9 protein-coding genes and 1 pseudogene are annotated in these 12,567 nt (G+C 65.7%); 5 read left to right on the top strand and 5 right to left on the bottom strand.

Annotated features, from left to right (window positions below):
* Positions 1-124 precede the first annotated feature (124 nt).
* From ACVWZ5_RS12800 to metH, 4 genes and pseudogenes are all read right to left on the bottom strand, one after another.
* Positions 125-982: a CAP domain-containing protein gene (locus ACVWZ5_RS12800; protein ID WP_062574319.1), complete on the bottom strand. Its 858-nt coding sequence runs from the start codon at positions 980-982 to the stop codon at positions 125-127.
* A 276-nt stretch (positions 983-1,258) separates the two neighbouring features.
* Positions 1,259-2,413, bottom strand: coding sequence for a cysteine desulfurase family protein (locus tag ACVWZ5_RS12795; RefSeq protein ID WP_280071536.1), 1,155 nt, complete (start codon positions 2,411-2,413; stop codon positions 1,259-1,261).
* A 185-nt stretch (positions 2,414-2,598) separates the two neighbouring features.
* Positions 2,599-2,775, bottom strand: a pseudogene (locus ACVWZ5_RS12790) (saccharopine dehydrogenase); the annotation flags it as partial.
* Positions 2,776-2,819: 44 nt separating this feature from the next.
* Entirely contained in the window at positions 2,820-6,527 is a 3,708-nt protein-coding gene (gene metH / locus ACVWZ5_RS12785) for a methionine synthase (RefSeq protein ID WP_062363285.1), read from the bottom strand.
* A gap of 174 nt (positions 6,528-6,701) precedes the next feature.
* Here metH and ACVWZ5_RS12780 point away from each other — a divergent pair, with 174 nt between their 5' ends.
* From ACVWZ5_RS12780 to ACVWZ5_RS12760, 5 genes are all read left to right on the top strand, one after another.
* A complete protein-coding gene (locus ACVWZ5_RS12780; protein ID WP_028690717.1) occupies positions 6,702-9,002 on the top strand; it encodes a fatty acid cis/trans isomerase in 2,301 nt (766 codons plus the stop codon).
* Positions 9,003-9,192: 190 nt separating this feature from the next.
* Positions 9,193-10,227, top strand: a complete 1,035-nt coding sequence (locus ACVWZ5_RS12775) for an acyltransferase family protein (protein ID WP_280071302.1) — start codon at positions 9,193-9,195, stop codon at positions 10,225-10,227.
* A 57-nt stretch (positions 10,228-10,284) separates the two neighbouring features.
* The gene (nfuA, locus tag ACVWZ5_RS12770; RefSeq protein WP_023630602.1) at positions 10,285-10,869 is read left to right on the top strand and encodes a Fe-S biogenesis protein NfuA; all 585 of its coding nucleotides are present in this window, start codon (positions 10,285-10,287) and stop codon (positions 10,867-10,869) included.
* A gap of 290 nt (positions 10,870-11,159) precedes the next feature.
* Positions 11,160-11,768, top strand: coding sequence for an SCO family protein (locus ACVWZ5_RS12765; protein WP_062574315.1), 609 nt, complete (start codon positions 11,160-11,162; stop codon positions 11,766-11,768).
* Positions 11,769-12,251, top strand: a complete 483-nt coding sequence (locus ACVWZ5_RS12760) for a copper chaperone PCu(A)C (RefSeq protein WP_084943034.1) — start codon at positions 11,769-11,771, stop codon at positions 12,249-12,251.
* A gap of 77 nt (positions 12,252-12,328) precedes the next feature.
* Here ACVWZ5_RS12760 and ACVWZ5_RS12755 read toward each other — a convergent pair whose 3' ends face one another.
* Positions 12,329-12,556 carry a hypothetical protein gene (locus ACVWZ5_RS12755; RefSeq protein WP_023630605.1) on the bottom strand — a complete coding sequence of 76 codons (228 nt, stop codon included), beginning with the start codon at positions 12,554-12,556 and terminating at the stop codon, positions 12,329-12,331.
* Between the last annotated feature and the right edge of the window lie 11 nt (positions 12,557-12,567).

Raw genomic sequence — 12,567 nt, 5'->3', positions numbered from 1 at the left:
CGCGAAAGGGCTGCGCAGCGGCGCCTATTTCGGGAATCGCTGAAATTGCCGGGGCCGCTTTGCGGCCCTTTCGCGACGCAAGGCCGCTCCCACAGGTGCTGTGCATGGCAGGCGGATTCGTTCCCTACTGCGGCGTACCGAACAACCCCGTCCAGTAGATCCCGGCATCGCTCTTCGGATCCACCGCATACGCCGCTCCCAGTTCACGGAAGTCCGGGTTCATCAGCGTGGCGCAGTGCCCTGGGCTGGCCAGCCAGCCATCGACCACCTTGCGCGCGGTGTCGCGCCCGGCGGCGATGTTTTCGCCGATCTGCCGGTACAGGTAGCCGGCCAGCTCCGCCCGGTCGCCCGGGGTGCGGCCATCGCGGTCGAGATGGTCGAAGAAGTTCTGGTTGGCCATGGCCCGGGTGTGGTTGGCGGCCACACCCGCCAGGGTGGCGTTCCAGGCCAGCGCCGGGGCGGCGGCGAACGGCTGGCCGCCGCATTGGCGGGGCAACTGGCGCGCGGCGTTGATCTCCTGCAGCAGCTTCTGGCCTTCGGCCTGCCAGTCGCCCAGGCGGGCGCTGAGCAGCGGCCGGGCCAGGACGATGCGCCAGTCGCGGCCCTCCTGGCTGACGCCGATGTCGACGAACTGCGGGTCGAGCACCACCTGGCAGAAGCTCTCCTCGACGGCCTTCATCGCTGCCTGGGCGTCCCGCGGGCCGGACAGGCTGATGGCCTGCACGTTGACCATCGGGTAGGCGGCGCGGGTCATGGCCTGCTGCAGGTCGCGGGTGCCTTCGGGCGACAGCGCCAGGCGGGTGTCGCTGTTGAGCGGCGGCAGCTCCAGCGAGGCTTCGCCACCACAGCGCTGGGCTTGGCTGCGGTAGACGTTGATCGTATCGATCAGTTGCGCCTCTTCACCGGTGAAGGCCTGGGCGCTGGTCGCGGCGAGCAGGCCCAGCGTCAGGCCGATGAGGCAGGCAACGGATGGGACGCGCATGTGGATCTCCCTGTAACTGGCAGCGTCTGGATCTGCGCTGCCCATCCTACACAACGGCAAGACTTTTGGCCTGGCCATGTGCAGTGTGAAAAAGCGGGCCTTGGCAATCGAATGCGGTTGGCAAAAGAGGGAGTAGACCGCCGGTCGGCAAAAAAGTGCGATCGTTGTTGGCGCGCTATCGCTTGAAGGTACGGAAGAAGGTTGTGACCCTGCGGTCAACAGGGAGAACCGGCCGTATCACCGGCACCCTGTTGACCAGCAGGGGTTGCTGCGTGCCTACCAGAGTGCCACCGCGGCTGCTCCAACAACCCGACCGAACACCGCCAGCGCCGTGTCCACGTCCGCCTCGCTGGTGTAGCGCCCGAGGCTCAGGCGCACGCTGTTGCGCGCCTGGCGCTCGTCGAGGCCGAGGGCCAGCAGCACGTGGGACGCCGCGTTGCTTGCCGAGTTGCAGGCCGAGGTGGTGGACAGCGCCAACTCGCCGGCCAGGGCCAGGCTGCTGAAGCCCTTGGCGTCGATGCACAGGTTGAGGGTGTGGGGAATGCGCTGCACCGCGCAGCCGTTGAGCGTGACCCCAGGCAGGGCCAGCAGACCTTCGCGCAGGCGTCGGGCGAGCTGCTCCAGGCGCTGGTATTCGGCCTCGCCGGGTTGGCCGGCCAGCTCGAACGCGCTGCCCATGCCGACGATCTGGTGGGTGGCCAGGGTGCCGGAGCGCAGGCCGCGCTCATGGCCGCCGCCGTGCATCTGCGCACGCATGGCCGGGCGGGCTCGGGGGCCGACGTAGAGGGCGCCGATGCCCTTGGGGCCGTAGACCTTGTGCGCCGAGAACGACATCAGGTCGACGGCCTGGTGCGCCAGGTCGATGCCGACCTTGCCCACGGCCTGGGCCGCGTCCACGTGCAGCAGGGCGCCGTGGTCGCGGACCAGTTGGCCGATGCGGGCGAAGTCGGTCAGCGTGCCCAGTTCGTTGTTCACCGCCATCAGCGACACCAGGCGCGTGTCCGGGCGCAGCGCGGCCTGCACGGCCTCGGCCTGGATCAGGCCATGGGTGTCCGGTTCAAGGCGGGTCACCGTCCAGCCCTGGCGCTCCAGTTCGGCGGCGGTGTCGAGGATGGCCTTGTGTTCGAGCTGGCTGGTCAGCAGGTGCCCCGGCTGAGCGAAGCCCTGGGCGATGCCCTTGAGCGCCAGGTTGTTGGATTCGGTGGCGCCGGAGGTCCAGACCAGATCGTCGGGCTGGGCGCCGACACACTCGGCCACCTGGCGGCGGGCCTGCTCGACGGCTTCGCGGGCGGCCTGGCCATGGAAGTGGCCGCTGGAGGCGGGGTTGCCGAAGTTCGCTTCGCGGCCCAGGCAGGTGAGCATGGCGGCGATGACCCGGTCATCGACCGGAGTGGTGGCGGCGTAATCGAAGTAGAGCGGGGTGCTGGGCATGATCGCGGGCGGGTCCGTGCGTGGACGCCGCCTGTCGGCATCCATGGACATCATCCTAGGCAATTGCCGATATGAATGTTTTTCCTTTTTCCCATGCCAAGGCGATACTCGAAAAAAATTCTATGCTTTTTCGCTATGTACTTAGAATATTTTTCTCGCGAGGGTCAGAGCCACTGCCACGGTGCCTGCTCGTCGAGGATCGCCGACGACAGACTGGGTACCGAGCTACAGCCGCTGAGCAGCGCGACATTGGCCGCCCGGGCGCGGGCGTCCAGGCGCTCGATGCCGTTGACGAACACCCGGCAGTCGGAGAGGTCGCAATAGCTGGCGCCCGCCTCGATGCAGGCTTCGGCCACGCTGTACCGGTTAAATCAGTTACATACGTTTGTTTCCATGAGACCCGGATTCAGCCCTCGTAGCCCAGGTTCGGCGCCAGCCAGCGCTCGCTGACGCTGATGTCCTGGCCCTTGCGGGCGCTGTACTGCTCGATCTGGTCCTTGTCCACCTTGCCCACGGCGAAGTACTGCGCCTGCGGGTGGGCGAAGTACCAGCCGCTGACCGCCGCCGCCGGGAACATGGCGAAGTGCTCGGTGAGGAACACGCCGCTCGGGCCAGTCTCGCCGATGGCGGTGCCGTCGAGCAGGCGGAACAGGGTTTCCTTCTCGGTGTGGTCCGGGCAGGCCGGGTAGCCAGGTGCCGGGCGGATGCCGCTGTACTGCTCCTTGATCAGCGCCTCGTTGTCCAGGTGCTCGTCCTTGGCATAACCCCAGTGCTCCTTGCGCACCTGCTCGTGCAGCCACTCGGCGCAGGCCTCGGCCAGGCGGTCGGCCAGGGCCTTGACCATGATCGAGCTGTAATCGTCGCCCTTGTCCTGGTAGGCCTTGGCCACTTCCTCGGCGCCGATGCCGGCGGTGGTGATGAAGCCGCCGACATAGTCGGTCACGCCGCTGTCCTTAGGCGCGACGAAGTCGGCCAGCGACCAGTTCGGCTTGCCGTCGGGCTTGATGGTCTGCTGGCGCAGGTGGTGCAGGGTGGCCAGGGTGTCACCGTTGTCGCCGTACACTTCGATGTCGTCGTGTTCGACCTGGTTGGCCGGCCAGAAGCCGAACACCGCGCGGGCGCTGATCAGCTTTTCGTCGATCAGCTTGTCGAGCATCTCGCGGGCGTCCTTGTACAGCGCCGTGGCGGCCTCGCCGACCACTTCGTCGGTGAGGATGCGCGGGAACTTGCCGGCCAGGTCCCAGGAGATGAAGAACGGCGTCCAGTCGATGTACTCGGCCAGGGTGCGCAGGTCGATGTCTTCCAGCACCTTGACGCCGGTGAAGGAGGGCACCGCGGCCTGGTAGGCGGCCCAGTCGTACTGTGGCTTGGCGGCGATGGCCTGGGCGTAGCTCAGGCGCTCGGTGCGGGCGCTGCGGTTGGCGGTGCGCTCGCGCACCTCGACGTATTCCTGGCGGGTCTTCTCGACGAAGCCACTCTTGAGTTCCTTGGACAGCAACTGGGTGGCCACGCCCACCGCGCGCGAGGCGTCGGTGACATAGACCACGGCGTCGTTGGCGTACTTGGGCTCGATCTTCACCGCCGTGTGCGCCTTGGAGGTGGTGGCGCCACCGATCATCAGCGGCAGGTGGAAGTCCTGGCGCTGCATCTCGCGGGCGACGTGGACCATCTCGTCCAGCGATGGGGTGATCAGGCCGGACAGGCCGATGATGTCGCATTTCTGCTCGCGGGCGGTCTGCAGGATCTTCTCGGCCGGGACCATCACGCCCATGTCGACGATGTCGTAGCCGTTGCAACCGAGCACCACGCCGACGATGTTCTTGCCGATGTCATGTACGTCGCCCTTGACCGTGGCCATGAGGATCTTGCCCTTGGCCTCGGGCTTGTCGCCTTTCTCGGCCTCGATGAACGGGATCAGGTGGGCCACGGCCTGCTTCATCACCCGGGCGGATTTCACCACCTGGGGCAGGAACATCTTGCCGGCGCCGAACAGGTCGCCGACCACGTTCATGCCGCTCATCAGCGGGCCTTCGATGACTTCGATCGGGCGCGCCGACTGTTGGCGGCACTCTTCGGTGTCTTCGACGATGTAGGCGGTGATGCCCTTGACCAGCGCATGCTCGAGGCGCTTGTCCACCGGCATCGAGCGCCATTCTTCGTTCTCGACTTCCTTGGTGGCGCCGCCGCCCTTGTAGTCGTCGGCAATCGCCAGCAGGGCGTCGGTGCCGTGCGGGGTGCGGTTGAGCACCACGTCCTCGACCTTCTCGCGCAGGGCGGCGGGGATTTCGTCGTAGATCTCCAGCTGGCCGGCGTTGACGATACCCATGGTCAGGCCGTTCTGGATCGCGTGGTAGAGGAACACCGAGTGGATCGCCTCGCGCACCGGGTTGTTGCCGCGGAACGAGAACGACACGTTGGACACGCCGCCCGAGCTCAGGGCATACGGCAGGTGGTCGCGGATGTAGGCGCAGGCCTCGATGAAGTCGACGGCGTAGTTGTTGTGCTCGTCGATGCCGGTGGCGACGGCGAAGATGTTCGGGTCGAAGATGATGTCTTCCGGCGGGAAGCCCACCTCGTTGACCAGGATGTCGTAGCTGCGCTGGCAGATCTCTTTCTTGCGCGCGGCGGTGTCGGCCTGGCCGACCTCGTCGAAGGCCATCACCACCACGGCGGCGCCGTAGCGCTTGCACAGGCGGGCGTGGTGCTTGAACTGCTCGACGCCTTCCTTCATCGAGATCGAGTTGACGATGCCCTTGCCCTGGATGCACTTCAGGCCCGCCTCGATCACCTCCCACTTGGAGGAGTCGATCATGATCGGCACCCGGGAGATGTCCGGCTCGCCGGCGATCAGGTTGAGGAAGCGGACCATGGCGGCCTGGGAGTCGAGCATCCCTTCGTCCATGTTGATGTCGATCACCTGGGCGCCGGCCTCGACCTGCTGCAGGGCGACTTCCAGGGCCTCGGTGTAGTTCTCCTCGCGAATCAGCCGGGCGAACTTGGCGGAGCCGGTGATGTTGGTGCGCTCGCCGACGTTGACGAACAGCGACTGGCGATCGATGGTGAACGGCTCCAGGCCCGACAGGCGGCAGGCCTTGGGGATGTCCGGAATCGCGCGCGGCTTGTACTTGGCGACCGCCTCGGCGATGGCCTGGATGTGCGGCGGGGTGGTGCCGCAGCAGCCGCCGATGATGTTGAGGAAGCCGCTGGCGGCGAACTCCTCGACCACCGCGGCCATTTCCGCCGGGGTCTCGTCGTACTCGCCGAAGGCGTTGGGCAGGCCGGCGTTGGGGTGGGCGGACACATGGGTGTCGGCCTTGGTCGCCAGCTCTTCCAGGTACGGGCGCAGGTCCTTGGCGCCGAGGGCGCAGTTCAGGCCGACGGAGATCGGCTTGGCGTGGCGCACCGAGTTCCAGAACGCCTCGGTGGTCTGGCCCGACAGGGTGCGGCCGGAGGCGTCGGTAATGGTGCCGGAGATCATGATCGGCAGTTCGACGTCGTCCTCTTCGAACACCTGCTGCACGGCGAAGATCGCCGCCTTGGCGTTGAGGGTGTCGAAGATGGTCTCGATCAGGATCAGGTCGGCGCCGCCCTCGATCAGGCCGCGGGTGGCTTCGATGTAGTTCGCGACCAGTTCGTCGAAGGTGACGTTGCGATAGCCCGGATCGTTGACGTCAGGGGAGATCGAGCAGGTGCGGCTGGTCGGGCCGAGCACGCCGGCGACGAAGCGCGGCTTGTCCGGGGTCTCGAGGGTCTTGGCGTCGGCCACCTGGCGGGCGACGCGCGCGCCCTCGACGTTGAGCTCATAGACCAGCGCCTCCATGCCGTAGTCGGCCTGGGAAATCTGCGTGGCGTTGAAGGTGTTGGTCTCGAGGATATCGGCGCCGGCGTCCAGGTAGGCCTTCTCGATCGCGGCGATGACATCCGGGCGGCTGAGCAGCAGCAGATCGTTGTTGCCTTTGACATCGCTTGGCCAATCGGCGAAGCGCGTGCCACGATAGTCGTGTTCCTCGAGGCGGTAACTCTGGATCATAGTACCCATGCCGCCGTCGAGGATCAGGATGCGCTCTTTGAGTGCTTTCTGGAGTGCTTGGTAACGAGCGCTGCGGTCGGACATAGGAACTACCTGGTCGGGCGAATATCAGAAGGTGCCGAATAATAACAAAGCTGCACGGATTTTAGGCGTACCGCCCATTTGCATGAATTTCCCTCATGTTGGCGCGGCGCCCCCAACACCTCAGGACCCGCCAGGCACATCGTGATGGCTTTCAAGAACCAGGACATTCGGCACATGTTGCATCGCATACTTGCCAGCGCCTTCGCCCTGCTCCTCAGTGGCGCGGCGTTCGGGCAGGCCCCCCAATCGAGCCCGACGATTTCATACACCCGGGATATCCAACCGATCTTCACCGAGAAGTGCGTGGCCTGCCACGCCTGCAACGATGCAGCCTGCCAACTCAACCTGGGCAGCGCCGAGGGCGCCGAGCGCGGCGCTTCCAAGGTGCCGGTCTACCAGGGCGAACGCAGCCAGGCGGTACCCACCACGCGGCTGTTCTACGATGCCCGCGACGAGGCCGGCTGGCGCAAGCAGGGTTTCTACTCGGTGCTGGACAAGCAGGGCAGCCAGGCGGCGTTGATGGCGCGCATGCTCGAACTGGGCCACAAGACCCCGCTCACGCCCAATGCCAAGCTGCCCGAAGAAATCGTCCTGGGGCTCAATCGCAACAACATGTGCCCGCTGCCCCACGAGTTCGACGCCTACGCCGGCGCCCACCCGAAAGAGGGCATGCCGCTGGCGGTCACCGGCCTGACCGACCAGGAGTACCAGACCTTGCAGCGTTGGTTGGCAGCCGGGGCTCCGGTCGAAAAGACGCCAATCCAGCCCAGCGCGGTCGAGGCGAAGCAGATCGCCGACTGGGAAGAGCTGCTCAACCGCCCGGGCTCGACCGAGGCGCTGGTCGGCCGCTGGCTGTACGAGCACCTGTTCCTGGCGCACATCCACTTCGTCGGCGGTGAGCCCGGACACTTCTTCCAATGGGTGCGTTCGCGCACGCCGAGCGGCCAGCCGGTGGACCTGATCGCCACCCGCCGGCCCAACGACCCGCCGGGCACCGATTTCTACTACCGGCTGATTCCGGTGCAGGGCGTGATCGTCCACAAGACCCACATCACCTACCCGATGGGGCCGCAGAAGCTCAAGCGGGTCAAGCAGCTGTTCTACAGCGGCGACTGGCATGCCTCGTCGCTGCCCGGCTATGGCCCGCGCCACCGCGCCAACCCGTTCGAGACCTTCGAGGCGATCCCGGCGGTGGCCCGCTACCAGTTCATGCTGGACAACGCCGAGTACTTCGTCCGCACCTTCATTCGCGGCCCGGTGTGCCGCGGGCAGATCGCCACCGACGTGATCCGCGACAACTTCTGGGCGCTGTTCCAGGAGCCGGCCCACGACCTGTACATCACCGACGCCAAGTACCGGGGCGAGGCCACGCCGTTGCTTGCGATGCCCGGGCAGATCGATGACGTTGGCAGCGTGCTGAGCCTGTGGCACGCCTACCGCGACAAGCGCAACGAGTACGAGGCGCTGCGTCGCGAAGCCTATGCCGAGCAGCCGGCGCCAAGCTGGTCGACCCTGTGGGCCGGCAACGACAACGCACTGCTGAGCATTTTCCGCCACTTCGACAGCGCCTCGGTGACCAAGGGCCTGATCGGTGATGTGCCGCTGACCATGTGGCTGTTCGACTACCCGCTGTTCGAGCGCACCTACTACCAGCTGGCGGTGAACTTCGATGTGTTCGGCAATGTCTCGCACCAGTTGCAGACACGGCTGTACTTCGACCTGATCCGCAACGGCGCCGAGATCAACTTCCTGCGCCTGATGCCTGCGGGCAAGCGTGGCGAGATCCTCGGCGACTGGTACCAGAACAGCGGCAAGGTGAAGATGTGGATGGACTACGAGGACATCGACACCAGCACTCCGAGCGCGCTGAAATTGGACAAGCACGATCCCAAGCGCGACTTCGGCCTCAAGCTGCTGCAACGCACCGGCAGCCTGAACGCCGCGCCGGATCCGATCAACCGTTGCCAGGGCGCCTATTGCTCGCGGTCCGGCCTGCCCACGGAGTTCCGTGACGCCGAGCAGTCGCTGAGCCGCCTGGTGTCGCGCCCGGCGGCAGGGCTCAAGGTGATCGGGCAACTGCCCGAGGCGACCATGCTGCGCATCGAAGGGCAGGGCGGCCAGCGCCAGGTCTACAGCCTGCTGCGCAATCGCGCGCACAGCAACGTGGCGTTCCTGCTTGGCGAGGCCTACCGCTACCAGCCGGGGCTGGACACGTTGACCCTGTACCCGGGCGTGCTCAGCAGCTATCCCAACTTCATCTTCAACATCCCGGTGGCCGATGTGCCGGAGTTCGTCGAGGACATGGAGGCGGCGCGGGACGACACGGCGAAGTTCGAGCGCATCGTCATGCGCTGGGGCGTGCGCCGCAGCCACCCCGAATTCTGGCGCTACTTCCATGACCTGAACAGCTACATCAAGGAAACCGAGCCGGTAGAGGCCGGCGTGCTGGACATGAACCGCTACGAGAACCTCTGATCGGTTGGCCTGATCTTTTCGGCACCCATGCGGTCGGAATCGATGGACAGGCCCCGGGGCTGCTTTGCAGCCCATCGCCGGCAAGCCGGCTCCCGCAGACGTGCGCAATCCCTGTGGGAGCCGACTTGCCGGCGAAACGAGCGCGAAGCGCTCGCCGGGCCTCAATGCATCGACGAACGCAGGGTTTTTCATGCTGTATTCGCTTCAGGCTCTCCGGGCATTCGCCGCCTGGGTGGTGGTCTGCCACCACTTCATGCAGATCTTCTTCGACTTCAACGCCACCGGCCCTGTCGGCCAACTGCTCGCCGATCGCGGCGCGGTAGGGGTGGACATCTTCTTCGTCATCAGCGGCCTGGTGATCTACCTTTCGACCCGCGACAAGGACATCGCGCCCGCGCAGTTCCTGCTCAATCGCGTCCTGCGCATCGTGCCTGCCTACTGGTTCTACACCCTGCTGATGGCCGCGCTGATGCTGGTCGCCAGCCGCTGGATGCCGCACCAGGTGTTCGAATGGCAGCACCTGCTGCTGTCGCTGCTGTTCATCCCGGCGGAGAATCCGGGCGGCTACGGCCTGTACCCGACCCTCAACGTCGGCTGGACGCTGAACTTCGAGATGTTCTTCTACCTGCTGTTCGGCCTGGCGTTCCTGGTGCGCCAGCGTCATCACCTGCTGCTGGTGACGGGGGCGCTGCTGCTGGTCAGCGAGGTGCTGGGCCGCCTCGGCGTGCTCAGCCGCTTCTACAGCAACGACATCGTCTACGAGTTCCTGCTGGGCATCGGCCTGGGCGTGCTGTACCGCCGCGGGCTGATTCGCCAGGGCCTGTGGCTGCCATTGGGGCTGCTGGGTGTGGCGGGGTATGCGCTGTATCAACTGGACGCCTCGCAACGCCTGTTGCACTGGGGCCTGCCCAGCGCCCTGGTGGTGCTGGCGTTCATCGCCCTGGAGCGCTACTTCAACGGCAACCGGGTGCTCAAGGCGCTGGGCGATTGCTCCTATTCGGTGTACCTGGTGCATGTGCTGGTGCTGTACGGCGGCCTGTTCGCCAGCGAACGCCTGCACCTGAACCCGTACCTGGTATTCGCCTTGTGCGTGCCGTCAATCGGACTAATGTCGTGGCTTAGTTACCACTGGCTGGAGCGTGGCCTGTACGGGCGGCTCAAGGCCGGATTCGCGGGACGTGGCGCCGCGCAGCCGGCGCTGGTGCTATCCCGAGTCAAATACTAGGACTTTGTTCGAGGGCCGGGTTGGCGTACACTGCCGGCAAGTCTGTGAGGAACTTCCATGAGCGCTATAACCATTACCGACGCCGCCCATGATTACCTGGCCGATCTGCTCTCCAAGCAGAACACGCCTGGCATCGGCATCCGTATCTTCATCACCCAGCCGGGCACCACCTACGCCGAGACCTGCATCGCCTACTGCAAGCCGGGCGAGGAGAAGCCCGACGACCAGCCGGTGGGCCTGAAGAGCTTCACCGCCTACCTCGACGCGGTCAGCGTGCCGTTCCTCGAGGACGCGCTGGTCGACTACGCCACCGACCGCATGGGCGGCCAGCTGACCATCAAGGCGCCGAACGCCAAGGTGCCGATGGTCAACGAAGACAGCCCGATCAACGAGCGTATCAACTACTACCTGCAGACCGAGATCAACCCCGGCCTGGCCAGCCACGGCGGCGCCGTGAGCCTGGTGGATGTGGTCGACGACGGCATCGCCGTGCTGCAGTTCGGCGGCGGCTGCCAGGGCTGCGGCCAGGCCGACGTGACGCTGAAGGAAGGCATCGAACGCACCCTGCTCGAGCGCATTCCGGAGCTCAAGGGCGTGCGTGACGTGACCGACCACAGCCAGAAGGAAAACGCCTACTACTAAGGCGTCTTTCCAATCGCGGGGCAAGCCCGCTCCCACGCCTAGGGCATACCTGGGCACAGCGTGGGAGCGGGCTTGCCCCGCGATGCTTTTCAGGCGTTGTGCATTGATCCCTAGCAACAAAGTGTTACGGATTCAACCCCTGCGACAACCGGTCGCGCCCCGTAAACAAAGGGCTGCAGCCCGATTGGCCGGATGTCGGGTGGATGGTGCGGGGGGAGCGTGACAGAATGCCCCGGTTTTCTGGCCGGCCCATCCCAGGGGTCGGCACCTTCCCTGTAAAGGATGGTTCCATGAATGATCTGTTGACCCGGCGCGCGGTTGTCGCCGGGATGGGCGTACTGGGGCTTGGCCTGCTGGCGGGTTGCAACCCGGCCCGGGGCCTGGATTTCAAGTACGGCAAGAACATGAGCAACGAGATCCTCGGGCGCAAATTCAAGCTCAAGGACACTCAAGGCAACGAGCGCACCCTGTCGAGCTTTTACGGCTCGATGCCGATGATCTTCTTCGGCTTCACCCAGTGCCCGGCGGTCTGCCCGACCGCGCTGGCGCGGATCGCCCAGATCCGCAAGATCCTCAGGGGCCGTGACCGCGAGCTGTTCCAGCCGGTATTCATCACCCTGGACCCGGAACGCGACACCCCGGAGGTGCTCGACGCCTACGCCAAGGCCTTCGACCCGTCGATCGTCGCCCTGACCGGCACCCCCGAGGAAATCGCCGAGGTGGCCCGGGAATTCAAGGTGTTCTACGAAAAGGTCCCGGCCGGCGATACCTATACCATCTCTCACTCGTCCACCAGCTACGTCTACGATACGCGTGGCACCCTGCGCCTGAGCCTGGGCCATTCCCTGAACGCCAAGGAATGCGCCGAAGACCTGGTCACCCTGATGGAGATCTGCTGAATGTCGATGCAACCGATCAAACGCGGCCTGGCCGCCCTGGCCCTGCTGGGCATGACCCTGCCGGCGTTCGCCCAGACCACCGTGAGCGACGCCTGGGTCCGCGCCAGCGTGCCGCACCAGCAGTCGACCGGTGCCTTCATGACCCTGACCGCCAGCAGCGACAGCAAGCTGGTGAGTGTCGCCTCGCCCGTGGCCAAGACCGTGCAGGTGCACGAGATGACCATGAACGGCGATGTGATGGGCATGCGTGAGGTGAAGTCGGTCGAGTTGCCGGCGGGCAAGGCGGTGAAGCTGGACCCGAACGGCTACCACGTGATGCTGATGGGCCTGAACCAGCAGGTGAAGGAAGGCGAACAGGTGCCGCTGACCCTGACCATCGAGGATGCCAAGGGCGCCAAGGAAACCCTGCAGGTGCAGGCACCGGTGCGTGCGCTCAACGCCGAGGCTGGCGGCGGGCATGACCATATGCACATGAACCACTGATACAGCCACCATCGCGGGTCAAGCCCGCTTCCACGCGATCGGTGGGAGCGGGCTTGACCCGCGATGGTTTTCGGCGGTCAGCTACGAAAACGTGGCAGCGGCCGCTCGATGTTCAGCGAAGTCAGGGTCTTGCGCACCTGCGCATCCTCGGCCTCCAGCGCCTTCAGGCTGGCGCGGATCTTCCCGGCGGCAGGCACATCGCCCTGGCGGTCGATCCAGTCGGCGATCTCCTTGCAGGCACTGCTCAGGCAGGCCTGGCGCTGGCTCATCAGCGACAGGAGCGTGGTGATTTCTCGTTCGGACATGACGCGATCCT

It is taken from the genome of Pseudomonas sp. TE6283 (assembly GCF_054060555.1).
Note: the sequence above shows the minus strand (reverse complement) of the source record. Positions and strands in the feature narration are given on the sequence as shown.

Coding starts and splice junctions, on each gene's coding strand:
- ACVWZ5_RS12800 (WP_062574319.1), bottom strand. CDS start 982: ATGCGCGTCCCATCCGTTGCCTGCCTCATCGGCCTGACGCTGGGCCTG.
- ACVWZ5_RS12795 (WP_280071536.1), bottom strand. CDS start 2,413: ATGCCCAGCACCCCGCTCTACTTCGATTACGCCGCCACCACTCCGGTC.
- metH (WP_062363285.1), bottom strand. CDS start 6,527: ATGTCCGACCGCAGCGCTCGTTACCAAGCACTCCAGAAAGCACTCAAA.
- ACVWZ5_RS12780 (WP_028690717.1), top strand. CDS start 6,702: ATGTTGCATCGCATACTTGCCAGCGCCTTCGCCCTGCTCCTCAGTGGC.
- ACVWZ5_RS12775 (WP_280071302.1), top strand. CDS start 9,193: ATGCTGTATTCGCTTCAGGCTCTCCGGGCATTCGCCGCCTGGGTGGTG.
- nfuA (WP_023630602.1), top strand. CDS start 10,285: ATGAGCGCTATAACCATTACCGACGCCGCCCATGATTACCTGGCCGAT.
- ACVWZ5_RS12765 (WP_062574315.1), top strand. CDS start 11,160: ATGAATGATCTGTTGACCCGGCGCGCGGTTGTCGCCGGGATGGGCGTA.
- ACVWZ5_RS12760 (WP_084943034.1), top strand. CDS start 11,769: ATGTCGATGCAACCGATCAAACGCGGCCTGGCCGCCCTGGCCCTGCTG.
- ACVWZ5_RS12755 (WP_023630605.1), bottom strand. CDS start 12,556: ATGTCCGAACGAGAAATCACCACGCTCCTGTCGCTGATGAGCCAGCGC.